Origin of the sequence: Motilibacter rhizosphaerae (genome assembly GCF_004216915.1) — a bacterium.
In the GTDB taxonomy this organism is placed as follows: domain Bacteria; phylum Actinomycetota; class Actinomycetes; order Motilibacterales; family Motilibacteraceae; genus Motilibacter; species Motilibacter rhizosphaerae.
Genome location: NZ_SGXD01000003.1, coordinates 628222 through 652675 on the forward strand (window position 1 = coordinate 628222; position 24454 = coordinate 652675).

Genomic DNA, 24454 nt, shown 5'->3' on the forward strand with positions numbered 1-24454 from the left:
ACCAGCCCCACCACCGCGACCATCACCGTCCGCGGCAAGATCGCCCTGACCTCCAAGGCCAGCACCCTCACCCTCACCGACGGCGACCCCGTGACCTTCACCGGCACCGTCGCCAACGCCCTCACCCCCGCCGGCATCCCCATGCAGCTCCAGCAGCAGACCAGCACCGGCTGGACCACCATCGCCACCACCACCACCGACACCACCGGCACCGGCACCTTCACCCAGACCCCGCACACCACCGCGACCTACCGCATCACCACCAGCGCCACCACCGACTCCCCCGCCCTGCCCGCCAACGCCACCTACACCGTCACCGTCAGCCCCCGCGCCACGCTCGGACTGACGGCGAGCGCAAGCGCCGTGAGGAGCGGCACGTCTGTCGTGGTGAAGGCGGTGCTCGCCAGGACGAGCACCCTCGCAGGCGTCCAGGTGTGGCTTCAGCAGCAGGGTGTCGACGGCCTCTGGATCACCACCTCCACTGGAACCACCGACACCAACGGCGTCGCCAAGTGGGTGATCACACCTCGGGGCAGTGCGGCGTACCGCGCGGTGACCGCGGACGGGAGCGCACTGACGAGCTCCGTGGTGGCCGTGACAGTGACCACCTAGCACTCGGGACGACGGACGAAGGGCCGACAGCACCACGCTGTCGGCCCTTCGTCCTCGCCGCCGCCGGAGACCTAGCCCGCTCTGCGCGCCTTGAGCTGGCGCAGCCGCTCGAGCCCGCTGTCGACCGCCTCGTAGGCGAGCGCCGCCACTCGGTTCGAGTGGTGCCGGTGGAGGGTGCGGCGCGCTCTCCGCATCATCTGCCGCTTCTGCTCGCTGGTGGAGCTCGCACCGCCGATGTGCACGACCTCGACAGCGGGCACGTAGAGGGCGTGCCGCCCGTCCTTCCTCGCCCGCAGGCAGAAGTCGAGATCCTCGTCGTACATCGGGAAAGCCGGGTTGAAGGGACCGTACGCGAGCGCATCAGCGCGCTTCATCAGCCAGACGGTCGCCCAGAGCGACTCGACGACAGTGGTGCCGGTGATGCCGGTGAGGTCCTGACGGACTCTGGCGACAGCCTTCCGGGGGTCCCATACGGGCCTGACGAGGGAGCCGAGTCGGGTGTTCTGCAGCAGCAGACCGATCTCGAAGTCGACTCCCGGGAAGCGGGTGACCGACTGCTGCAGGGTGCCGTCGGGGTAGACGAGCTTGGGACCCGCGACGATGGCCGCCGGGTCCTCCCGCAGCGCCTCGAGCAGCGGAGTGCAGATGTCCTTCGGCGTCACGGTGTCGGGGTTCATGATCAGGACGTAGTCAGCGCGGCTCGTGTCCACGAGGAGGTTCATCCCTCCTCCGAAGAGCCGGTTGCGCTCGATCTCGAGCAGGCGGACCTCGGGGAACTTCGTCCGCACGACCTCCGCGCAGCTCCGGGGGCTGCCGTTCTCGAGGACGGCGACGGAGAAGTCGATGTCACTGTCCTGCGGAGCCGAGTCCAGCAGGGAGCGCAGGCAGTCCTCGATGTCGTCGACGCTGTTGTAGGCCACGACGAGAGCCTCGATGGTCGTCCTGCTGCCGGGCACGGGGTTCCTTCCACTGGACGGGCTCATGGTGGTCACGGACGGGCGCGGCCGGTGACGTCGCGCAGGTGCTCGAGCACCTGCGCGGAGGACGCGGCCCAGGTGTTGCGGGCCGTGCTGCCGCGAGCGGCCACCACGGCCTTGTCCCGGGCGCGGGGGTCCTGGAGGTCGACCAGCGCACGAGCTGCAGCGGCGGCCGTGCGAGGGACGACCACCCCCGCTTCGTCCACCACGGTCTCGGGCAGCCCACCCTCGTCAGCCACGACGACCGGGCACCCGCTCGACTGCGCTTCGATGCTGACCAGGCCGTAGGGCTCGGCCACCGCGAGGTACATCGTGGCGAACGCGCGGCGGAAGAGCTCGAGCAGCTCATCGTCCGACACTCCGACGCGCACGGACAGCTGCACTCCGAGCCGCTCGGCGAGGGCGCGCAGCCGTTGCTCCTCCTCGGGGCGGCTCCGCGGCGAGACCACGACCACCGGCAGGTCCAGCCCTGCCCCTGCCACGGCCTCGAGCACGAGATCGTGCCCCTTCGTCGGGATCAGCGTCCCGACGGAGAGGACGTGGGTCGGCACCAGCGCGTCCGCAGCGGGAGTGAAGAGCTCCGGCACTCCGCAGTAGACGACGTGGGAGTCGACGCCGTACGCCCTGCGGATGGTCCCGCTCGTGTAGCGGGAGTTGGTCAGCACCCGCGACGCGCGCGCGACGCCCCTGCGGTCCGCTCGGCGCTCGCTCTCGTGCAGCAGCCAGTACGGCAGGCGCGTCACGGTGTTCTTGCTGGAGCGGGCCTGCTGCTCGTAGTCCGCCCTTCGCGGCTCGTCGCAGTAGTAGACGATCGGGGCGCCCCCGACGTCGGCCAGCGGCGGCGTCTGCAGGTAGCGGCAGGGGTTCAGGTAGACCACGTCCGGGCTCCACGCTGCGACGGCCCGCGACAACGTGCGCCAGGCGAGCAGGAGCGCGAGGTGGTCGGGGTAGCGCACGAGCGGCTTGAGAGCGCGGGGCACGGAGTCGGCACGCTGGGTGAGCGGCACGATCACGGCGTCATCCGTCACCGGTGTCGCGCTCTCGAGGACGAACTCCTTCACCTCACCCTCGAGCCCGCGCAGATGGCCCTCGACCCGGCGCCTCGCGCCGCCCGGAGGGAGGTTGTGGACGACCGCGATCCTCATCGGGCACCGACTCCCTCGAACAGCACCGACCGGGTCGCGGCTGCTACCCGCTCCCAGGAGAAGCCCTTCGCCCAGTCGATCCCGGCCTCCGCCATCCGGAGCCGCTCGTCCTCGTCGCGCAGGATCCTCCCGACGGCACCCGCGACCGCAGCGGGATCGCGCGGGTCCACGAGGAGGCCGGTGCGGCCGTCCGCCACGGCGTCGAGCGCTCCTCCCTCCGCGGCCGCCACGACGGGCACGCCGTGCGCAGCGGCCTCGACGTACGTGATCCCGAACCCCTCCCCGTCCTTGCCGTCCTCGCTCACCCTGCTGGGCATCACGAAGACGTGGGCCTGCCCCAGCAGCTCGTCGCGCTCGTCGTCGGACACGCTGCCGCGGAACGACACGGCGGTCGCCGTTCCTGCCGAGCTCGCGCGTCGTTCGAGGGACTCGCGCAGCGGTCCGTCGCCCACTACGTCCCAGCGGAGGTCGGGGAACTCCTCGAGGAGGGCGGGAAGCGCCTCCAGCACCACGTCGTGGCCCTTGTACGAATCGGCGAGCCGGGAGATCGTGAGCAGCCGCGGTGGACCGCCGCGCTTCGCCGTGACCCCACCCGAGGGCAGGTCGATGCCGGGCGGCACCACTGCGACGCGGTCGCGGGGGCCGCCTGCGCGCTCGACCAGGTCCGCGGTGTAGCGCGACACCGCGATGTGCGCGTCCGCCCTCTTGGCGCACCACCCGGCCTGGCGGCGCCACGTGGGCACCTCCTTCGCGTGGTAGTACTGCACCCACCGGCACTTGGTCAGCGCCCGCACCGCTTCTGCGGCCGGCCCCAGTCGCACGTGCATCGACACCGTGATGTCGGGCTTGAACCTCCGTGCAGCTGTGACTGCGGCAGCTGTCAAGCGCAGCTGCGTCTTCCGGCCGCCCCGCGGGACGTTCGCGACCCGCTCGACGGTCAAGCCGCTGCCGGCGTCCCACTCGCGCCAGCCGTCCTGCTCCGCGGTCACGACGAGGAGCGCGCACTCGCCCAGGTGTCGGCTCATCTGCAGCGAGAGGGTCTCGATCCCGCCTCTGGCCGGCGGGAAGACGGGTGTCAGCAGGAGCACTCTCGGCGAGCTGCTGGGCATGCGAACCATCCAAGGGTCGAGCCGAAGGGCAGAGGACGGTCCGATGGCCTCGATGACCGAGCCTACCGGAGAGGCGCGACGCCACGAAAGACACACCCTGCGTTCGCATGGATGTCACGTCACCACTCCCCTGCGCAGAGAAGTCCCTGTGAGGACGAGACAACAATCGATCTCGGCTACCTCAGCGCAACATTCCCCTGCCACGATGGGAGCATGATCACGAGCAAGCACGAGCTCGAGCTCTACCTGGCTGAGGACCTCCGCGCAAACGGGATCCACGGCTCGTGGAACTGGCGGCACGCCGTGAGTCCTACGAGCCAGGCACGGATCCTGCGGTGGCAGCGGTCCCTGCGTCGGCTCGAGTACCTGACGACGCAGCCCCCCACGCCTCTCCAGCGCATCAGGCTCGCCGTCCTGTGGCGGCTCCACCTGCGCCAGGCCGCCGTCCTCGGGTTCACCATCCCCTTGGGGACGTTCGGGCCCGGACTCTCGATCGCCCACTACGGGACCATCACCGTCAACACTCGCGCTCGCATCGGCGCCAACTGCCGGATCCACCCCTCCACGACGATCGGGGCGACGCACGAGGGAGTACCCACCATCGGGGACGACGCCTACATAGGCCCCGGAGCCCGCATCACGGGTGACGTGCGACTGGGCGACCGCGTCACGGTGGCGGGGAACGCGGTCGTGACCAAGAGCTTCGAGGAGAGCGGGGTGATCATCGGCGGGGTGCCCGCCAAGGTCCTGCGCAGCGGCGTGGCCTACGAGTGGCGCCACTGACACTGAGCACCGCGGAGCCCCTCGGGCTCAGGACCGCGAGGTCCCCGGGCCGGCAGCCTCGCTGCGCTGCACAGCGGCACCGGCCCTGAGCCGCGCGGTGCCGCTGATGAGGCCGAACAGCACGGCGAGGACAGCCATGACGGCCGGGAGCCGGACGGTGTAGTCCGTCGCCCACCCCACCATGACGGCCCCGAGCGCACCTGCTGTCCCAGCGGCGAACAGGCGGTCTGAAGCGGCGCCTGAGAAGATGTCGGTCCAGGCCGCGAGGAGCACGAGGACGAGTGCTGCGAGACCGACGACGCCAGCCTCAGCCGCGACGTTGAGGTACGCGTCGTGGGCGTGCGTCCCGAGGGTCTGACCTGGTACGCGCGCGACGATCCACTTGTCGATGTTGCCGAAGCCGAGACCCGTCCACTGGTGCTCCCAGAACGCCTGCTTCGCGGCGTGCCAGATGCGGAGCCGGTCGAGATCCCCCTGCTGCGTCGAGACCTTGGCGCCCGTGGGCCGGAGGATGGAGGCGAACCTGTCGCGGATGGTGGGCCCTCCGAGCGAGAGTGCCGCAGCGATCGCGAGCAGGCCGAGGCCCGCGACGGAGCCCGCGCCCCGCAGTGCCGTGCGACGGGGCATGACCGCCAGCGCGAGGACGATCCCCACGGTGGCCCCGATCCAGCTCATGCGGGAAAGCGTGAAGGCGAGGGCCGTGACCAGGACCACCCCCACCACCGCACAGGCTGCCCGCTCGACCGCACGCTTCGCCGACAGGCCGAGCACGAGCACGATGGGGAGCGAGAGCGCCAGCAGGTTCCCGAGGGAGATCGGGTCCGGCATGGCGGCAGCGGGTCGGAAGGTGTCCTCGTAGGCGAAGAAGTAGTCCGTGCTCTGCTGGCCGCCGTACAGGTTGAGCCGGTGCTGCGTCGCCACCTCGTACAGCGCGAGGACCGCCTGGAGGGAGGCGGCGCAGACGAGGGCCTGCGCGACCCTGGTCCGGCCCTGCTCCTCCCGGACCACGACGTGCGAGACCACCAGCGGCACCACGACCGTGACGCACAGGAGCGTGAGCGTGCGCGTCGGGTGCGAGGTCCGCAGCAGGGACGTGGAGGCGGCCGCGAGGGCGACCCAGCCCACGGACCGCAGCGTGCTGCGGGGGCCGGCGTGGTCCGCACTGCTGCGCAGGTAGACGGCGACCGCGGCAGGGACGAGGAGCAGGAACAGGGGCGTGACGCTCACCCCGGAGAAGGTCGCCTCGACCGAGAACGGCGCCATGACCGTGAGGAGGAAGACGAGGAGCAGACTGCGCCGCTGCACTGCCGCGAGCGCCAGGCCCGCCACCGGGCCCGCGACGGTGAGCGCGTACTTCAGGGTGCTCTGCTGCGAGAACAGGTGGGAGGCCACGATCCCGGTCGAGGCGGCGACGGCGACGACAGCGCACAGGACTGCCACCAGGAACGGCGAGCGGGACCGGGTGCCCACCGAGGGGCCCTCGAGACGGAACGTGTTGACAGCGCTCACGCGGGGCGCTCCTCACCTCAGGTGTATGAGTGGCTCCGTTGCCCGACGTGGAGTCACGAGGCTACCACGCGCGGGGTCTACCCGAAGGACGCCGAGGCCAAGGGCCGATCACGCGCTCGGGTCCCTGCGAGGTGGGCCACCAGCACGGTCATCGCCGCCTGCGACCCCAGCGCGAAGTACTCGTTGGGGTCTGCGCCCTGGTAGGTCGAGGCGAAGCGCGGCACGAGGTGGGAGCAGACCGCTAGAGCGGGGCGCCGCAGGTCGTCCCGCCCGTCCAGGCGCCACAGGGCCACGGGTGCGGCGCTGTCGAAGTAGATCCAGCGACCGGGCTCCTGGTGCCGCGAGCCCCCCGACGTGTCCAAGCGGTCCCGTGCGACGTCCACCCGCTGCGCCAGCTGCCCGTAGAGCAGGTTGACCAGGCGCAGGGACTCCGTGTCCCTCTCCAGCAGCCACAGGCGCAGAGCGACGTCCAGCTGCACCTGGCCGTAGTCCGGGTCGAACCCCTCGGCGCCACCGGCGCTCTCTGAGAGGTAGCCCGCTCCGTCCGAGCCGTCGGCTCGAGCTCCTCGGCGCGTCACGACGAGCCCTGCACCCGCGGGGGCGTGTCCCCTGCCCTGCGGGTGCAGGGCGAACTCGAGAGCCTCGCGGTAGCGGGCACCGTAGGCGGCGTCGCCCGTCAGGCGCTGGGCGAAGGCCATGTCCACGGCGTTGAACAGGGCGATGTTGCCGTTGGTGTACCAGTGGAGGTTGCCGTTGCGGATGAGGAAGTCGGCGCCTCCTCGGACACTCGCCGCGAGCTCCGCCCGCTGCCGGCCGTCCATCCTGTCGGCGAGCAGGAGCGCCACCAGGGCGACCTGCCCCGTCACCATCGCCGTGTCGATGTCGGGCTGCTTGACCTGCTGCGGGAACGACGAGGCGAAGCTCCCGTTCGCCTGCTGCCGTGCACGGATGAAGCGGGACAGGGCCTCGAGGGCGCGGCCGGCGTGCACGGAGTCGTGCTCCGTCGCACCGAGGACGGCGTCAGCCACGACGGCTCCCAGGGCACAGCGCGGGCAGGAGCCGTCGAAGTGCCACACGCCGTCCGCGAAGAAGCGCGGGTCCTCCGGCGAGGACCGGGCGCTGCGGAGGGCGAGCGCCTCGGCGAGGCCAGGCGTGACGGCGCTGCTCGAGCAGGCGCTGTGCTCCTCCCCCTCCTCCGGCCGGAGCAGCAACGCGGCGATCAGAGCGAGCAGCAGCACCGGCACCGCGAGCAGAGCGGTGCGGGGACGGGACATCCGTGGTGGGGCCTCTCCATGAAGGGAGCGCTCCGCGAGGTCAGGTCGGCAGGATCCGCCGGACCGGGCCAGGGAGCTTGTCGGTGAAGCGACTGAGCTCGGGGGGGAGGGCACCGAGGACCGCGCCCGAGATCACGAGCACGACGAGGGTGAGGACCGCGGACAGCAGCGGTACGCGCACGAGCGCGGCACCGGCAGCTGCGCTGAGGGCGAGCGCGAGCAGCGGACGCCCTGACACCCTGGCGAGCTGGCCGAAGGGGACGACCCTCCGCAGAGAGACGACGGAGGCCGTGCAGATGAGCAGCTCCGTGGCCAGCGTCACCCAGGCGGAGGCCACGGCGTCGTAGCGGGGCACGAGGACGACGTTGCCGACGACGTTGACGACGATCGCCAGGGCGTTCTGCACGAGCATCGCGGGAACCATGTGCCGGACGACCAGGACGGTCCCCAGGAAGCCGTTCACCACGCTGACGAGGCCGACCACGCTGAGGATGCGGAGCATGCCGGACGACCCGTCGTACGACGAGCCGGCGAGCGCGTGGATGACGAAGGGAGCCCCGACCGCCGAGACGACGTAGACGGGCATGCCCAGCACCAGCAGCCAGTGCCACAGCTTGGACAGCATCGCGTCGAAGTCGACGCGGTCGCCGCGCAGGAGCGCCGCCAGCGCGGGCATCGCCGACGAGACGATCAGGCTCGGCACGGTGCCCACGAGCGTGTACACCTTGGTCGCCACCGCGTACTGGCCGATCGCCACCTGCGTCGCGGACAGCCACCCCAGCAGGATCAGGTCCACCGAGACGTAGACCCGGGACATGAAGGCGACGCCGCCCAGCTCGAACACGCCGCGGAGCACGCGCCGGCGGAGCGAGCGGTAGGACCGCTGCAGTGCGACGTGACGGCGCGCCATGAGCGCGACAGCCACCGCGGTCGTCAGCGACCCGGCGCTGAGCGCGCCCGCGAAGAAGACAGGACCGGCACCGAGGACCGCTCCCACGACGACGACCGCGACCTGGGCCGCGGTCACGGCGAGGTCCGCCACCACGAGCTCGCCGGTCTTGTAGAAGCTGGTGAAGACCTGCCGAGCGCTGTTCAGCGAGACGAACGGGACGCTCACCGCGAACGCGAGCATGCACTGGCCCCGCACGGTGTCGAGTCCGGCGGCGAACGCCAGCGCCAGCTGCACGGCGGTCAGCAGGCCCGCCCAGACCGCCTGCATGCGGTAGGCGGCGGACAGCAGGGCACCGCGCTCCTCGGTGACGGCGAGGTCGCGCCCGAGCAGGAGGGCGAAGCCGGTGTCGCCGGCGCTCATCAGCAGCGTCCAGACCGCCAGGGCGGACGCGAACGCACCGTACTGCGCCGGCCCCATGCCCCGGGTCAGGGCAGCGGTGGACACCGCGGACAGGACGAGCAGGAGGACGCGCCGCCCGATCATGTTCACGGCGGAGCCGGCGACCTTCTTCGCGAGCGACGCCCCGTGCTCGGGAGCGGACCCAGCGCTGTGACCGTCCTCCGGGCTCGCCGACGGCGCAGGCGTTTCGTCGACGACGCTCATGCCGACTCGTAGACGCGCAACGTGGACTCCAGCATCGTCTCGAGGGTGAAGCGCGACAGCAGCCGCGCACGTCCCGCCGCGCCCATCTCCAGGACCGCCGCGCGGTCCTTGTCGAGCCGGTCCAGGGCGGCGGCCAGGGCGGAGGGGTCGTCGGGGGGGACCAGCAGACCGGTGACACCGTCCTCCACGAGCTCGGGGACCCCGTCCACGGCCGAGGCGACGACCGCACGACCGCACGCCATGGCCTCGAGCACCGAGTAGGGCATGGCCTCCGAGCGCGAGGGCAGGCAGAGGACGTGCGCCGCCTCAGCTGCGCGAGCGGCGTCGGGTCGCCACCCGAGCAGGTCGACGGAGGTCCTCGGCAGCTCGGCCGCCCTGGCCCGGATGGCCTCCATCTCCCGTCCCTCGCCGATCACCGACACCGACCACGTGCCCGACGAGAGCGCAGCGGCGTCGAGCAGCACGTCGTACCCCTTGCGGAAGTGCAGGGCGCCGACGCTGAGCACGCGCAGGACCCCCTCCGGGTCCGGGACGGGCTCGACGACCTCGGGCGGGACCACCCCGTTGGGCACTGCCACGACACGCTCCGGCCGCAACCCGTAGCGCGAGAGCAGGAACCGGCGCGAGTGCTCGCTGACCGCGATCACACGGTCGGCGGGGAGGAGCATCGCCTTCTTGAGCGCCGTCTTCGCCAGTGCCGCACCGGGCTTGGCCCTGCCCAGCACGACGCCCGGGTCCCACGGCAGGGTCGGGTCGGTCGCGGGGACCCGCGGCAGGTGCTCCGTCACGATGGTCGCGCGCCCCCGGACGCGACGTGCGCCCGCCATCCACTTCAGCGCGCCCCACTCGAGGGACTTGGGCAGGTGCAGGTGCCAGACGTCGGCCTGGAGGGAGCGGGACTCCTGCAGCGGAGCAGCGCGGAGCCCCAGCCTGTCTGCGGCCTCGGTCATCCGCGGCTCCGCGCCGGGAGGCAGCGCGACGGTCACCTGGTGACCCCGCTGCTGGAAGCCGGCTGCGAGGTCGAGGACGTGCTTCCAGACGCCGCCGGCCTCTGCTGCGGGGGTCGCGAGGACGATGCGCACGGGGGCTCCTCAGCTCGGGCGGGACGGGCGGGCGCGGTCCCGCCTCAGCGCAGGGAGCGAGCGGAGGCGCTGGGGCGCGTCGCGGCAGGCGCGTTGCCGTTGGCCAGGGTGTTGGGGATGTCCAGGCCCTGCTCGTCCTCGGGCGCAGCACCCGACGAGGACGAGCGGGACGACCGGGTCGTACGGCCGCGCGCCCGCACCCGGGCGCGGAGGACGGCGACCTCGCTCAGGGCAAGCAGGGCCACGAGGAAGGCCACGACCGCGTAGAGCGGAGCGTGCTTCGTGACGGGAGACCCGACCTGCGGCTGGTCCACCACGGCGACGTCGGGCTGACCGACGAGGATGTCGTTGGTCGACCCGCTGAGCGTGTTCTGCTGGACGTTGAGGAGGTTCGACAGCAGCGACTGCTGGCTCGCCACCTCGGCCTGAGCGAGGTCGGCGGCGCGACCCGTGCCCTGGGCCACCGCCTGGAGCTTCTTGATCTGGGCGCGGATCGAGGTGATCTGGCTGTCGAGCGAGTCGAGCTGCGCCTTCACCCGCTTGGAAGCAGCGCTCACCACCGACGAGTTCACGGTCGTCACGTAGTCGACCAGCGCCTCGGCGACGGCGTTCGACCGGGCAGCAGCCTGCTTCGCCGTGCTGCCGCTGGCGGTCACCGCGATGAGGTTGTAGTTGTTCAGCGGCACCGCAGTCACCTGACCGACGCCGGCGCCGAGCCGCTTCTCCGCCGACGAGCGGACGTCCGTGCTCGTCGCGTACTGCGCGTACTGCGCCGCCAGCTCCTCCGAGGCGAGCGCGGAGTCGCGGGCGCCGTTCTTGGTCTGCGGCACGGTGACGCGGACGCTCGACTGCGCGGAGTAGGAGACCGGCTGCGCCTTGACGTACAGGAACACGCCGGCGCCGAGCAGCAGGGCGACGGCGACGATCAGCCACTTGGCCGGCCAGATGGCATCGAGGCGGGTGGGTGCGGTGTCGCTCACGCAGGAACTCCTTGGGGGGTCGAGGCGCCGGGAGTGGGCGCCGTCGCCCAAAGAGGATCAGAGGAGGCCGAAAGACAGTCGAATGTCCGGCACCGCTCGGTCATCAGTCGAACGACCATGCTAGACCAGCGCCGGTGCCTTGGCCAGGAGCGGTGGTCCCTACGGCTCGACCTGCAGCGTCGACGCCACCGCGGACTCCCGCTCGAAGAGCGGCGTCCGCCCCGTCGACGCGAGGTCGACGGCCAGGACTGCCGTCTGCCGCGCGGCTTCACGCAGGTCGAAGGCCGCCTCCACCCTCGCGCGACCGTGGTCGCCCTCGGACAGCGCCAGCTGGGGGTCGCGCAGGCGGGCGATGACCGCGTTGGCCAGCTCCGTCGCGAGTTCGGGGCTCTCGAGGGGGACGACCGCCCCTCCCGACGCGCCGTCCTCGCTCAGCACCTCCTCCATGCCCGACACGTTCGTGGCCACGACGCTGCGACCCGACGCCGCCGCCTCGAGCACGGCGAGCGCGAGGCCCTCCCAGCGGGAGGGCAGCGCGACGACGTCGGCCGCGGCGTACCAGTCCGCGACTCCGTCGGTGTCCCCGATGAGGTGGACGCCCTCCGTCGAGCGCGCGAGCTGCTCGAGCTGCGGGCGCATCGGGCCGTCACCCACGAGGTAGAGGCGCGCCTCCGGCACCGCCTCGCGCACCTTGGGCCATGCGGCCAGGAGCAGGTCCTGGCCCTTCTGCTCAGCCAGCCGCCCGACGGTGACGACGACGGGGACCCCCGACTCGACGCCGAGCTGGGCGCGGGCTGCAGCCCGGTCGGCGTTGGATCGTGCGGTCCAGGTCTTGAGGTCGACGCCGTTGCGGATGACCACGAGGCGGTCCGCGGGGATGCCGGCCTCGGCGCCGATCCGCTTCTCCTCGTTGGAGACGCAGACGATGCTGGAGGCCCAGCGGGCGGCGAACTTCTCCCAGGCGAGGGAGGCCCGGCCCATGGCGCCGCCCGCGGCCTGGAACGACCAGCAGTGCGGCTGGAACACCGTCGGCAGCGCGCCGCGCAGGGCGAGCCGGCCGGCGAGACCGGCCTTGCTGCTGTGGAGGTGCACGACGTCGAAGCCGCCGCGGCGGACGATCTGCCGCAAGGTGCGGATCTCACCCCGGGTGCTGCGCCCGGGCGAGCGGCTGGCCTCCCAGAGGACGTGCCGCACGCCGAGGCGCTCGCACTCCTCCTGGATCCAGCCCTGGGGGGAGGCCACGGTCACGTCCCAGCCGCGCGACGACTGGTCCTGGGCTAGGGCGGCCACCCAGCGGGCGACTCCGGCGGTCGTCGGTTGGGTCACGTGCAGCACGCGCAGCGCTCTCATGAGCGCACCTCCCGGATGTGGGCGTAAAGGTTCCGGTGCTTCTCGAGCACGACCTTCCAGGACCACTGACCGACAGCGTGGTCCCGGACCCGAGGCCGGAGCTCCTGCAGCAGCGCAGGTTCCGACAGCAGGGTGATGATGGACGCGGCCATCGCGTCCGGGGTTGCTGCCTGCGCGACGAGCGCAGGGTGGATGTCCCTCACCAGCTCGGGGTTGGCCCCCACGGGGGTCACGAGCACGGGAGTCCCGCAGGCCATGGACTCCCCCGTCGTGAGCCCGAACCCCTCCAGCTCCTGGGTCGGCATGACCGTCAGGTCGGCGTTGCGGTACCACCGCAGGAGGTCCTCGTCCGACACGCGACCCAGCAGGCGCACCGACTCGCCGAGCCCGAGGCGGGCGATGTCCGCCTCGATCTCGGGACGGAGCCGGCCGTCCCCCGCCACCGCCAAGCGGGCTCCGGGGAACCTCTGCAGCACGGCAGGCATCGCCTGCACCAGCTGCGCGACCCCCGTGCGGGCGGTGAAGCGGCGCGCGGTGAAGAGCAGCGGCTGCGCCTGCTCCGCCCACGCGTCGCGCGTCCGCGGCCCCTCGGAGAACCAGTCGACGTCGATGCCGCCCGCGATCACGGCAGCACCGTCGCCCGTCGACTGGTCGAGCTGGCGGAGCTCGTCGCGCATGAACTCGCTGAGCACCACGGCCTTCTGGGACTTGCGCACGACACGCGCCTCAGCCGCGCGCAGCGATGCGACGGCGGGGCGCTGCACGAACCCGGGCAGTGCGTAGCTGTCCTGCCGCTCCGACAGCATCTCCTTGTAGACCGGAGCGTGGAAGGTGTAGAGGTACGGCCTGGAGCCGAAGGAGACCGGCAGCCCGGTGATCGCGTAGTGCGCGTGCAGCACGGCGTCCGGGAAGCGGGCCAGCTCGTCGCGCACGCCCTTCGCCACGGCGAGGGGGTACTGCACGGCGAAGAGCGGGTTCTTCTTGCTGGGCACGGGGTGCCGGACGATCCGCACCCCGTCCTCGCCGACCTCCTCGCGCGGGTGGGCGCGGTCCACCTGCTTCGTCACGACGGTGACGTCGACGCCCGCCCTCACGAGCTGCGCGCTGAGCTCGCGCACGACGCGCTCCAGACCGCCCAGCTTGTCGGGCGCGATGGCGTTGGTGAGCATGACGACGCGTTCCTGGTCGCGCACGTCAGGCCCCCCTCTGGCCGGAGTCGTCCGAGAGGTATTCCCCCCGGATGGCCATGGCACTCCACTCGCGCCACCGCGACGACCACGCCGCGGACGCCGCCCAGGCGATGCGCTCCTTGGCCGTGGCCAGCGGTTCCTCGCTGGCCTCGACCACCATGGCCGCGAACTCCTCGGCGGTGCTGGCCAGCCGCGTCCCGGGAGGGGCGTCGGCAGCGTCGGCCATCTGCGGGACCGTCGTCACGATGGGGCGTCCGCGGGCGGCGTAGTCGAAGACCTTCATCGACGACTGGCCCTGGGAGAGCTCGGGCCGGTTGGCGACCACGAGCACGTCCGCCGCGTCCAGCACGGAGCCGAGCTGCTCCCGCGAGACGACGCCGTGCCACCGGACCCGACCGTCTGCCGTGTCCAGCAGCTGCTGCAGCTCCGGCGCGGGCTCGTCCCCGTGGCCCGCGTAGCGGCACTGGCCGTAGAGGTCGAGGCTCCAGTCCGGGAGCAGCTCGAGCACGCGGGCCAGCAGGGGCGCGTCGAAGCGCTCGCTCAGGGTGCCCACGTACGCCATGCGCCGTGCACCGGGGCGGCTGGCCGGCTCGTCGCGCACGAGCGCGGAGAGCACGCCGTTGCGCACCACGGTGACCCGGGCCCGCGGGAAGTCCTCGGCGAGCGAGGGGTTGACGACGATGACCTCGTCGGCCTCCACCCCGATCCGGGCGTAGGTGTCGCGCACCATCGCAGCCCGGTGCGGCATCAGCGCCGTCCAGTCGTCCGTGCAGTCGAAGACGCGGCGCCGCGCGGGCGTCGAGCGGACCGCGTGCCAGTCCCACGGTGCCTGGCACACCAGCACCGACTCCGGCGTGGTGACCCGGCGCAGGAGCTGCTGGAGCAGCAGGCCGTTGCTGCTGCGACCCACCTCCCCGCGGTGGCCCGGGAGGACCGTGCTGCGCGACCACACGCGGACGCTGCCGCCGGGGACCACCTGCTGGCGCGCGTGCCCGCGCAGGCCACGGGCGAAGTCGTACGCGCCGCGCGGCGAGCGCAGGGCCCGGACATCCACCGGCTGCTCGACGAAGTCGACGCGGTGACCCGCCGCCACTGCCTCCTGCGCGAGCGCGTGCTCACGCCGGATGGCCGGCGACCACGGGCTCTTGGCGGCGAACACGACATGCTCCCGGCTCAACCCGCTGCTCCCGGCCGCACCTCAGCCACCACGTGCCCCGGTGACCTCGCGGACCGTACGCAGGATGACCTTGATGTCGAGCCAGAACGACCAGTTCTCGATGTAGTAGTTGTCGAAGCGGGCGCGGCGCTCGATCGACGTGCTGCCACCGCGCAGTCCGCTCACCTGGGCCATGCCCGTGAGGCCGCCGCGCACGCGGTGCCGGTGGGCGTAGTCCGGGATCTCCTGCGTGAACTGCTCGACGAACGAGGGGCGCTCGGGCCGGGGCCCGACCAGCGTCATGTCGCCGCGCAGGACGTTCCAGAGCTGCGGGAGCTCGTCCAGCGAGGTCTTGCGGAGGAACTTGCCGACCTTGGTGATGCGCGGGTCGCCGATCGCGCTCCAGGCGGCCAGCTGGGCCTCGCTCACCGGGCGCATGGAGCGGAACTTGAGGACGTCGAACAGGTGCCCGTCCTTGCCGACCCGCTGCTGGCGGAAGATGATGTCCGGCCCCGTGGTGCGCACCGCGAGGGCGCACGCGACCAGCACCGGGGAGAAGACCAGGATCGCCGCGGCGCTCGCAGCCACGTCGAAGGCGCGCTTCACGGCGCAGCCGAGGGCAGCGCGGTAGCGCGGGCCGCGCAGGCGCATCACGGGGATCGCGCCGATGTGGTCCACGACGCCCTGGGCGCTCAGTGCGCCGGCGAGCCGCGGGACGAGGTAGATGGCGCAGCTCGAGGCGTGGCCCGATCGGAGCGACTCGACGATCTTCGCCTCGGGGGTCGCACCCGGCGCGACGATCAGCACCTCGACGTCGTAGGTCTTGATGATCTCGTCGAGCTGGTCGACCTTGCCGAGGCGCGAGCCGAGATCGGTCTTCTGCCACTCGTCACCGGCGTCGTCGATGAAGCCCAGCGGCTGCAGGCCGTAGCGGTGGTCCTCGCGCAGGATCGTCGCCATCTCCGCAGCCTCCGGGCTGCCGCCGAGGAACAGCGCGCGGTGCCCGACGACGCGCGTCGCGCGCACGGCCCGGACGAGGCGGTAGGACGACGCCCGGCCGAGGCAGACGGTGAGGGCGCCGAGGGCGCTCACCTGCGCGAAGCGCCGCGGGTCGGCCGGCGTCGTCAGCGTCAGCATGACCAGGCTCGTGGCGCCGAGGGCCGCGGCCCAGCGCAGGAGGATCGTCGGGGCGTCGTCGAGGACGAACAGCTGGAGCTGCGGGCGGTAGAGGCCGACGGCGGCGCAGAGCACCGCGGCGAGCGCGGCGGTGAGCAGGAGCCAGCCGCGGTCGCCCCCGCCGAGCAGGACGATCGGCGCGACGGCGGCGACGAGGTCCACGGCGAGGATCGCGTGCGTGCTCGTGGGCGTCAGCCGCTGGGCCAGCGAGCGCGACCGCGCCGGCGCCAGGAGGTCGGCCGGGGTCGTGCTCTGCCGCAGGGCGGCGACGTCGGCGGGGTGCGGCTCGAGGATCCGGGTCCGGCGCTCGAGGTCGATGGCACCCCCGCGAGCGGGGGCGGCGAGGGCCGCCTCGAGGTCCTCGGCCCGGATGACCTCGGGGCGACCAGCCCCGAGCTCGTCCCGGGGTCCGGGCAGTGCGTCTCCGATCGTGGTCACGCTGCACCTCCATGTCCGCGTCGTCGCACCCTGACGGGGAGCGGCTCGGGCAGCGTTGACCCACCGGCTCCACCCGCTGACGGCGCGGAGCGACTCAACCAGTTGGAAGGGGACCCCGGCACGCACGGTCCCCGGAGCGCAGCGCTGCGCGTGTGGCCCCTCGGCATCGAAGGACCGGCCTCACGACGGGATGGTCGGACTTCGTCGACCCCACCCGGTATGGGCCACAATCTACTGCTTGGGGTGCTAAGAGCACAACAGGCTGATACCTGCCGTGCATCCTGCGTGACACCCATCCTGCCCGACGTGGGCCGTCCGAGGGAAGCGGCGCACCACGATCTTCACGCTGCGTTCACACCAGGCGTGGTCCCGCGCTGGTCCAGGAGCCGCACCAGCGCCCGCACCCCACGCAGTGTGACGGCGTCAGCGGGCGAGTCCTGCGACGAACGCGCGGCAGGCGTCGTACGACGGGAGGAGCCCGTCGCGCTGGGCCTCCGCGAGCGTCGGTGCCGCGAGGTCCTTGGCGGAGAGCTCGAGCTCCTCGCGCCCGACGGGCCACTCGACGGCCAGCTGCTCGTCCAGCGGGGAGATGCCGTGCTCGCGGGCCGGCGCGTACCCCTCCGAGCAGAGGTAGCTGACCACGGCACCGTCGGTCAGCGCGACGAAGGCGTGGCCCAGCCCCTCACTGAGGAAGACGGCGCGGCGGTCGGCGTCGTCGAGGAGCACCGACTCCCACGTGCCGAAGGACGGGGAGCCGACGCGGATGTCGACGACCACGTCCAGGACCGCGCCGGACAGGCAGGTGACGTACTTCGCCTGGCCAGGAGGCACATCGGCGAAGTGGATGCCCCGCAGCACGCCGCGCGAGGAGACGGAGCAGTTGGCCTGCTTGAGGTCCAGCGGTCGACCCACCGCCGCCTCGAAGACCTCCTGCTTGAACCACTCGAGGAAGACGCCCCTGGCATCCCCGAAGACGGCGGGCGCCACCTCGTACGCGCCCTCGATGCCCAGCTGCCGGACCTTCACGTCGTCCCCTCCCTGGTCCCCGCGCGGCTACTCCGCTGCGGGCGCTGTCGTCCCGTCGAGCAGGCCGAAGAGGTAGTCGCCGTAGCCCGACTTCCTCAGCGGCTCTGCGATGCGGCGGAGCTGGTCGTCGTCGATCCAGCCCTCGCGCCAGGCAGCTTCTTCGATGCAGCCGATCTTCTGGCCCTGCCGGTGCTCGATCACGCGGACGAACTCCGCGGCCTGCACCATCGTGTCGAAGGTACCGGTGTCGAGCCAGGCCGTGCCGCGCGGGAGCACGGTGACCGTCAGCTCGCCCCGCTCGAGGTACTCCCCGTTGACCGCGGTGATCTCCAGCTCCCCGCGGGCGCTCGGCTGCAGCCCGGCGGCGATCTCCACGACCTGGTTGTCGTAGAAGTAGATGCCGGGCACGGCGTAGTTGGACCGCGGCACCTCGGGCTTCTCCTCGATGGAGACCACCTTGCCGTCCTCGGCGAACTCCACGACGCCGTACGCGCGCGGCCCCGCCACGTGGTAGGCGAAGATGCGGCCGCCCTCGACGTCCGTGCAGCCCTTGAGCTGCTCATCGAGCCCGACGCCGTAGAAGATGTTGTCGCCCAGCACGAGCGCGACCTTCTCGGCGCCGATGAAGTCGGCCCCGATGACGAAGGCCTGCGCGAGGCCTTCCGGGCGGGGCTGCACGGCGTACTCGATCCGGATGCCGAGCGCCGAGCCGTCTCCGAGGAGGCGCTGGAAGGACTCGGAGTCCTGCGGCGTCGTGATGATCAGCACCTCGCGGATCCCCGCCTGCAGCAGGGTCGTGAGGGGGTAGTAGATCATCGGCTTGTCGTAGACGGGCATGAGCTGCTTGCTGATCCCGCGGGTGATCGGGTGCAGCCGGGTGCCGCTGCCGCCGGCCAGGATGATGCCTCTCATGGCCCGCAGGCTATCGGGCGATCATGACGACGGGGAGTCCCCTCGAGCCCTGCACGAGCGCTGCTCGAGCGCTGCGCGCGCTCAGGCGCGGGCGCAGGGGGATTCCCGTGGGGCGGATCCTCGGTAGTCTGGTCGTGGGCTCGCGAGGGGGCGACCACCCGTTCATCGTCCCTCGACCGGAAGGCCACCGACCATGCGCCTGCTCGTCACCGGAGGAGCCGGCTTCATCGGCTCGCACTTCGTGCGCACCGCCCTCGCCGGGGGCTACCCCGGCCTGTCCGGAGCCCGGATCACCGTGCTCGACAAGCTGACCTACGCGGGGACGCTCACCAACCTCCCCGACGTGGACAGCACGCCCGAGCTCGAGTTCGTGCAGGGCGACATCAACGACGTCGACCTCGTCGACGGCCTGGTGGGCCAGTCCGACGCCGTCGTGCACTTCGCGGCGGAGTCCCACGTGGACCGCTCGATCACGGGCGCGGCGGAGTTCGTCGTCACCAACGTGCTCGGCACCCAGACGCTGCTCGAGGCGGCGCTGCGCCACCGCCTGGCGAAGTTCGTGCACGTCTCCACCGACGAGGTCTACGGCTCGATCCCCGAGGGCTCCTGGCCGGAGACGCACGCGCTCGAGCCGAACTCGCCGTACTCCGCGTCGAAGGCGTCCTCGGACCTGCTCGCCCGGGCCTACGCCCGCACGCACGGCCTCGACGTCACGATCACCCGCTGCAGCAACAACTACGGGCCGCACCAGTTCCCCGAGAAGGTCATCCCGCTGTTCGTGACCAACCTGCTCGACGGGCTGACCGTGCCGCTCTACGGCGACGGGCTCAACGTGCGCGACTGGCTGCACGTCGACGACCACTGCCGCGGCATCTCGCTGGTCCTCGGCAAGGGCCGCGGCGGCGAGGTCTACAACATCGGCGGCGGCACCGAGCTCACCAACCGCGAGCTGACCGAGCGCCTGCTCGCCTCGGTCGGCGCCGACTGGTCGCGCGTCGTGCCGGTCGAGGACCGCAAGGGCCACGACCGCCGCTACTCCGTCGACATCAGCAAGATCCACGCCGAGCTCGGCTACGAGCCCCAGGTCGAGTTCGACAAGGGCCTGGCGGACACGGTGGCGTGGTACCGGGACAACCGCTCCTGGTGGGAGCCGCTCAAGCAGCGCGCCGCCCTCGGCGGCTGACGCCGTGGCCACCTGGCTGGTGACCGGCGCGGGGGGCATGCTCGGGCGTGACGTCGTGTCGGTGCTGCGCGCCCGCGGCGAGCACGTCGACGCGCGGACCCGCGCCGACCTCGACCTCCTGCACGCCGGTGCCGTGGCTGCGGCCGTCGAGGGCGCGGACGTGGTCGTGAACTGCGCCGCGTGGACCGACGTCGACGGCGCCGAGACTGCGGAGGCGGCCGCGACCGAGCTCAACGGAACCGCGGTCGCCACACTCGCCGTCGCCGCCGCGCGGAGCGGGGCGCGCCTGCTGCACCCGTCCACGGACTACGTCTTCGCGGGCGACGGCACCACGCCGTACGCCGAGGACGCGCCGACGGCGCCGATCAACGCGTACGGCCGCTCGAAGCTCGTGGGAGAGGAGGCGGTCCGCCACCTGCACCCGGCGGGCGGCTTCGTCGTCCGCACCGCCTGGCTCTACGCCGTCCACGGGAAGAGCTTCGTCGGCACGATGGCACGGCTCGCGGCCGAGCGCGGGCCCGACGGCACGGTCGACGTGGTGGACGACCAGCGCGGCCAGCCGACCTGGTCGCACGACCTGGCCGAGCAGCTCGTCGCCCTCGGCCTCGCCGACGCCCCGGCCGGGACCTACCACGGGACCAGCAGCGGCGAGACGACGTGGTACGGCCTGGCGCGGGAGACGTTCGCGCTGCTCGGCCACGACCCCGAGCGCGTCCTGCCCACGACGAGCGAGAAGTTCGTGCGGCCGGCCAAGCGGCCGGCGTACAGCGTGCTCGGGCACGGTGCGTGGGCCACGGCCGGGCTGGAGCCGCTGCGGGACTGGCGGGAGGCGCTGGCCGGCTGGGCTGCCGCCCACGCGCGTCAGGTGCCGGTCGTGTCCGTCTGACTCGCTGCAGCGGGGGGCGCGGCGGCGGTGACGCCGCCCAGGGCGGCGAGGAGCCTCCCGGCGACGGCGGTCCACGTGGACGACGCCGCACCCGCGTGCGCGCGCTCCCCGAAGGCCCTCGCGGTCGCCGGGTCCGCGAACCGGGTCATGGCTGTGAGCAGCGCGGCGTCGTCCTCGGGGTCCACCACTCGGCCCCCCTCCCCGACGAGGTCGGCCGCCCCTCCAGACGTCGTGCCGATGGAGCCGACGCCGGCCGCAGCCGCCTCGACGTAGACGATGCCGGCCGGCTCGTGGAGCGAGGGGACGACGAGGCAGGTCGCGCGCGCGTAGAGGGCGGCCAGGACGGTCTGGTCGGCGGGATCGCCCAGCGCGAGCACGCCGTGCCCCGTCACTCCGGGGGCCTCGACCGGGGGGTGCTCCCCGACGAGGTCGAGCGTCGCGGCCGGGACGCGCCTGCGCAGCTCCGCGAAGGCGCGCATCACGCGGTCGCCGTTCTTGCGCGTCCAGTCCCTGCCGACGAAGAGGAAGCGCGGGCGCGACCAGTCCCGCTCACCCACCGGCGCCTGGAGGTCGCGCGCACCGAAGCCGACGACGCGTACCCGGTCGGTGGGGATCCCGTAGTCCGCGCAGACGCTGCGGGCGGCCCACTCCGAGCCGACGCAGCACGCGATGGCACCGGCGAAGACCTGCCGTTGGCGCTCGACCACGCGGACGCGCTCCTCGGCGGAGAGCGCCCGGGCCCAGGGGTACTGCCCCGACCGCAGCGCCTGGACCACCGTCTGGTCGTCGTACGTCACGTACGCCGATCCCGCCGGCAGTCGGAAGTCCGTGCCGAACTGGATGAAGGCGCCCGCCCCGGACCGGCGCGCGGCCCGGGCCGCCAGGAGGTTGCGAGCGGCTTCGAGCGGACGGCTCGCGACGAGCCGCGACTGGTTCTCCCGGTACGCGTCCCGGAGCGGGCGCCCCAGCTGCGCGGGCCTCAGCGCGAGCGCGGCGAGGGCGGCTTCGAGGCCCTGCTGGGACCTCGTGGGGAGCGTCGCGGCGACAGGCCGGCCGTCGACGCCCAGCGCACGCAGGCCGGCGAGGATGCCGCTCGGGGTGCCCGAGAAGCTCGAAGGGTCTGACGGGTCCTGCGAGCAGGCGACCCCGACGGCTCCCTGCACCCGGCCCTCTCCCACGCCGCGCAACGCTACCCGGGCCCGCGCGGGTGGACGCCGGGCTCACGCGCCCGCTGCCGCCGCCCCCAGCAGCGCGTCAGCCGCGGTCCGCCAGGCGGCACGCAGGTCGAACTCCTCCGGGGCGCGCAGCCACTGCAGCTGCAGCCCGTCCATCGCCGCCAGCACCTGCACCGCCGCGGCGTCGGGGTCGGGCACCTCGCCCGCGAGCCAGTCGGCGAACGTCTCCCGGGCCTGCCGGTCGCGCTCGACGAAGTACGCGTGGGCCGGGTGCTCGGGCGCCAGGGCCTCGGCGTCGAGCACGGTGTAGAGCCGGACGATCTCCGGCTGCCCGGCGTTGCGCTCGACGACGGCGTCGAGAAGCGCGCGGCCGCGCCCGGGCGTACCCGGCGGGAGGGCGACCTGGCGCGCCACGCTCTCGAGGTCGACGGCGTCGCGGTCGGAGAGGACGGCGAGCAGGATGCCGTCCTTGTCGCCGACGTGGTGGAGCAGGCCCGCCACGGTCATGCCGGCCGCCTCGGCCACCTGCTGCACCGTGACGCCGCGGAAGCCGCGCTCGGCGATGAGCCGGCGGGCGACGGCGACGATCTCCGCCCGCCGCTGGTCCGGGGGCAGCCGTCGGCGCAGACCCGGCACGGGCTCCTCCTCGGTGGTGGACGGCGGCGCTTGTGCTCCCGCGTCCCGGCAGCCTAGCCTTCGCTACCTACAAGACAGTAGATAAGGGAGGACGCAGTGGCAGGGACGGACTTCTCCGCAGCGCTCGAGGCTGTGCGCGGCGGGACCAGCCCGGAGGAGGCCGCCGCCGGCCTCTACGCCGAGCTCACCGACGCCGAGCGGCTCGACCTGCTCGACGGGGACGAGGACTTCTGGCCGGGCATGCTCGACATGTTCCACAACGGCTACAACCTGCGCCCCTACGTCCACGGTGCAGTCCCCCGCCTCGGCATCCCCGGCCTGCGCTTCACGGACGGCCCGCGCGGGATCGTCATGGGCAGCTCGACGGCGTTCCCGGTGTCGATGGCGCGCGGCGCGACCTGGGACCCCGAGCTCGAGGAGCGCGTCGGCGCGGTCATCGGCGCCGAGGGCCGGGCGCAGGGCGCCAACTTCTTCGCCGGCGTCTGCATCAACCTGCCCCGCCACCCCGCGTGGGGCCGCGCGCAGGAGACGTACGGCGAGGACCCCGTGATCCTCGGCGAGATGGGCGCGGCCCTGGTCCGCGGCGTCCGCCAGCACCTCATGGCCTGCGCCAAGCACTACGCACTCAACTCCATGGAGAACGCGCGCTTCACCGTCGACGTGCAGATCGACGAGGAGACGCTGCACGAGGTCTACCTGCCGCACTTCCACCGTGTGGTCGAGGAGGGCGCGGACGCGCTGATGAGCGCGTACAACTCGGTCAACGGCGAGTGGGCCGGCCAGAACGAGACGCTGCTGACGACGGTCCTGCGCGACTACTGGGACTTCTCCGGCGTGGTCGTCTCGGACTTCATCTGGGGCCTGCGCGACGCTGCGAAGTCCCTGCGGGCCGGGCTCGACGTCGAGGAGCCGCTGCGCCAGCAGCGCGGCGAGCACCTGGCGAAGGACATCGAGGAGGGGCGCGCCAGCTGGGACGACGTACGCCGCTCCGGCGTCCGCATCCTCGCGACCCAGCTGCGCCACGCCGCGTCCCTGACCGAGGCCGAGCCCGACGCCTCCGTCGTCGCGTCCGCCGAGCACCGCGCGCTCGCACGGGAGACCGCTGCGCGGGCGATGGTGCTGCTGCGCAACGAGTCCGTCGACGGTGCTCCGGTCCTGCCGCTCGACGCCTCGAGCCTGCGCCGCGTCGCGGTCATCGGCCGCCTCGCCGACCAGGCGAACACCGGCGACCACGGCTCGTCCGACGTCCGTGCCCCCGAGGTCGTCACGGCGCTCGCGGGCCTGCGTGCCGCCCTGCCCGACGCCGAGGTCGTGCACGTCGACGCGGACGACCCGGCCGCCGCTGCGGCGGCTGCGGCGCAGGCGGACGTCGCGATCGTCGTGGCGGGCTACACCGCCGACGACGAGGGCGAGTTCATCGACCCCACCGCGTTCCGCGCCCCCGAGCTCGTCGCGCTCTACCCGCCGAGCGACGACCCCGACGCGCTCGACACCCTCTTCGGCACGGGGGAGACCAAGCCGCTGCAGGGCCCCGGCGGGGACCGCGCGCGGCTCACCCTGCGCCCGGTCGACGAGGAGATCATCCGCGCGGTGGCGCAGGCCAACCCGCGTACGGTCGTGGCGGTCGTCGCCGCCGGCGCCGTGGTCATCGAGGGGTGGCGGGAGTCCGTTCCCGGCATCGTCATGGCGTGGTACGCCGGCATGGAGGGCGGCCACGCCCTCGCCGACGTGCTGCTCGGCACCGTGGATCCCAGCGGCCGCCTGCCGTTCTCCATCCCCACGAGCGAGGAGCACCTGCCGGCCTTCGACCGCGACGCCACGACCGCGGTCTACGACCGCTGGCACGGGCAGAAGCTGCTCGACAAGCTGGGCGTGGAGGCGGCGTACCCGCTCGGGTTCGGCCTGTCCTACAGCAGCTTCTCGCTGTCGGAGGCCTCGGCCGAGCGCACCGGCCCCGAGAGCCTCGCCGTCGCGGTGACCGTCACCAACACCGGCGACCGGGACGGCCGGCACGTCGTCCAGGTCTACGGCGTGCGCCAGGACGGCGACCGCGCGGGCGAGCGGGCCCTGCTCGGGTTCGCCCCGATCGCCGTGCCAGCAGGCGGTTCCGCCTCCGTGCAGGTGACCGCCTCGCTGCGGCCGCTCGCCCGCTGGGACGCGCAGCAGCACGCGCTCGTGGTCCCGTCCGGAGCCGTGACCGTCGAGGCCGCGGCGTACGCCGGGGACCCCGGGCGCGTCGAGGCGCAGCTCCAGCTGGCCTAGCAGGAGCGGCGGGACCGGGACCTCCGACCCGGTCCCGC

Annotated in this window: 21 protein-coding genes; 5 read left to right on the forward strand and 16 right to left on the reverse strand. The window is 72.8% G+C overall.

Annotated features, from left to right (window positions below; all coding sequences use genetic code 11):
• Positions 1 to 612: hypothetical protein (locus EV189_RS20255; RefSeq protein ID WP_231116376.1), on the forward strand; the 612-nt coding region annotated here is incomplete at its 5' end.
• 71 nt (positions 613 to 683) lie between these two features.
• On the opposite strand, the gene EV189_RS13765 is transcribed toward EV189_RS20255, so the two are convergent.
• From EV189_RS13765 to EV189_RS13775, 3 genes are read right to left on the reverse strand one after another with little or no spacing between them, the layout of a single operon-like run.
• On the reverse strand, positions 684 to 1568 hold the full coding sequence (locus EV189_RS13765) for a glycosyltransferase family 2 protein (protein ID WP_165400297.1): 885 nt from the start codon (positions 1566 to 1568) through the stop codon (positions 684 to 686).
• 32 nt (positions 1569 to 1600) lie between these two features.
• Positions 1601 to 2734: a glycosyltransferase family 4 protein gene (locus EV189_RS13770; protein WP_130493498.1), complete on the reverse strand. Its 1134-nt coding sequence runs from the start codon at positions 2732 to 2734 to the stop codon at positions 1601 to 1603.
• Positions 2731 to 3852: a glycosyltransferase family 4 protein gene (locus EV189_RS13775; RefSeq protein ID WP_130493499.1), complete on the reverse strand. Its 1122-nt coding sequence runs from the start codon at positions 3850 to 3852 to the stop codon at positions 2731 to 2733. Before EV189_RS13775 ends, EV189_RS13770 begins: the two co-directional genes overlap by 4 nt.
• 204 nt (positions 3853 to 4056) lie before the next feature.
• Between EV189_RS13775 and EV189_RS13780 the strand changes: the two genes are divergently transcribed.
• Positions 4057 to 4626 carry an LbetaH domain-containing protein gene (locus tag EV189_RS13780; protein WP_165400299.1) on the forward strand — a complete coding sequence of 190 codons (570 nt, stop codon included), beginning with the start codon at positions 4057 to 4059 and terminating at the stop codon, positions 4624 to 4626.
• 27 nt (positions 4627 to 4653) lie between these two features.
• Here EV189_RS13780 and EV189_RS13785 read toward each other — a convergent pair whose 3' ends face one another.
• The 11 genes from EV189_RS13785 to rfbA form a co-directional block, all read right to left on the reverse strand.
• Positions 4654 to 6135 carry an O-antigen ligase family protein gene (locus tag EV189_RS13785; protein WP_130493501.1) on the reverse strand — a complete coding sequence of 494 codons (1482 nt, stop codon included), beginning with the start codon at positions 6133 to 6135 and terminating at the stop codon, positions 4654 to 4656.
• 77 nt (positions 6136 to 6212) lie between these two features.
• Positions 6213 to 7409 carry a hypothetical protein gene (locus EV189_RS13790; protein ID WP_130493502.1) on the reverse strand — a complete coding sequence of 399 codons (1197 nt, stop codon included), beginning with the start codon at positions 7407 to 7409 and terminating at the stop codon, positions 6213 to 6215.
• 40 nt (positions 7410 to 7449) lie between these two features.
• Positions 7450 to 8964: an oligosaccharide flippase family protein gene (locus EV189_RS13795; RefSeq protein WP_130493503.1), complete on the reverse strand. Its 1515-nt coding sequence runs from the start codon at positions 8962 to 8964 to the stop codon at positions 7450 to 7452.
• Entirely contained in the window at positions 8961 to 10046 is a 1086-nt protein-coding gene (locus EV189_RS13800; protein ID WP_130493504.1) for a glycosyltransferase family 4 protein, read from the reverse strand. The genes EV189_RS13795 and EV189_RS13800 overlap by 4 nt, the downstream gene beginning before the upstream one ends.
• 44 nt (positions 10047 to 10090) lie before the next feature.
• Entirely contained in the window at positions 10091 to 11026 is a 936-nt protein-coding gene (locus EV189_RS13805; protein WP_130493505.1) for a Wzz/FepE/Etk N-terminal domain-containing protein, read from the reverse strand.
• 159 nt (positions 11027 to 11185) lie between these two features.
• Positions 11186 to 12376, reverse strand: a complete 1191-nt coding sequence (locus tag EV189_RS13810) for a glycosyltransferase (RefSeq protein ID WP_130493506.1) — start codon at positions 12374 to 12376, stop codon at positions 11186 to 11188.
• Complete coding sequence (locus EV189_RS13815; protein WP_130493507.1) at positions 12373 to 13569, reverse strand: glycosyltransferase family 4 protein; 1197 nt, start codon at positions 13567 to 13569, stop codon at positions 12373 to 12375. Before EV189_RS13815 ends, EV189_RS13810 begins: the two co-directional genes overlap by 4 nt.
• Before the next feature lies 1 nt (position 13570).
• Complete coding sequence (locus EV189_RS13820) at positions 13571 to 14725, reverse strand: glycosyltransferase (RefSeq protein ID WP_130493508.1); 1155 nt, start codon at positions 14723 to 14725, stop codon at positions 13571 to 13573.
• 39 nt (positions 14726 to 14764) lie between these two features.
• On the reverse strand, positions 14765 to 16336 hold the full coding sequence (locus EV189_RS13825) for a sugar transferase (protein WP_165400300.1): 1572 nt from the start codon (positions 16334 to 16336) through the stop codon (positions 14765 to 14767).
• A 423-nt stretch (positions 16337 to 16759) separates the two neighbouring features.
• The gene (gene rfbC / locus EV189_RS13830) at positions 16760 to 17362 is read right to left on the reverse strand and encodes a dTDP-4-dehydrorhamnose 3,5-epimerase (RefSeq protein WP_130493510.1); all 603 of its coding nucleotides are present in this window, start codon (positions 17360 to 17362) and stop codon (positions 16760 to 16762) included.
• 27 nt (positions 17363 to 17389) lie between these two features.
• A complete protein-coding gene (gene rfbA, locus EV189_RS13835) occupies positions 17390 to 18274 on the reverse strand; it encodes a glucose-1-phosphate thymidylyltransferase RfbA (protein ID WP_130493511.1) in 885 nt (294 codons plus the stop codon).
• A 193-nt stretch (positions 18275 to 18467) separates the two neighbouring features.
• On the opposite strand from rfbA, the gene rfbB reads away from it, so the two are divergent.
• Both rfbB and rfbD read left to right on the forward strand, forming a co-directional pair.
• Complete coding sequence (gene rfbB, locus EV189_RS13840; protein ID WP_130493512.1) at positions 18468 to 19457, forward strand: dTDP-glucose 4,6-dehydratase; 990 nt, start codon at positions 18468 to 18470, stop codon at positions 19455 to 19457.
• A gap of 4 nt (positions 19458 to 19461) precedes the next feature.
• Entirely contained in the window at positions 19462 to 20343 is an 882-nt protein-coding gene (rfbD, locus tag EV189_RS13845) for a dTDP-4-dehydrorhamnose reductase (RefSeq protein WP_231116377.1), read from the forward strand.
• Here the strand turns inward: rfbD and EV189_RS13850 are convergent.
• Entirely contained in the window at positions 20319 to 21521 is a 1203-nt protein-coding gene (locus tag EV189_RS13850; RefSeq protein ID WP_165400301.1) for a glycosyltransferase family 4 protein, read from the reverse strand. The genes rfbD and EV189_RS13850 overlap by 25 nt on opposite strands.
• 42 nt (positions 21522 to 21563) lie before the next feature.
• Positions 21564 to 22154 carry a TetR/AcrR family transcriptional regulator gene (locus tag EV189_RS13855; RefSeq protein ID WP_130493514.1) on the reverse strand — a complete coding sequence of 197 codons (591 nt, stop codon included), beginning with the start codon at positions 22152 to 22154 and terminating at the stop codon, positions 21564 to 21566.
• 96 nt (positions 22155 to 22250) lie between these two features.
• Here EV189_RS13855 and EV189_RS13860 point away from each other — a divergent pair, with 96 nt between their 5' ends.
• Positions 22251 to 24416: a beta-glucosidase family protein gene (locus EV189_RS13860; RefSeq protein ID WP_130493515.1), complete on the forward strand. Its 2166-nt coding sequence runs from the start codon at positions 22251 to 22253 to the stop codon at positions 24414 to 24416.
• The last annotated feature ends 38 nt before the right edge of the window (positions 24417 to 24454 follow it).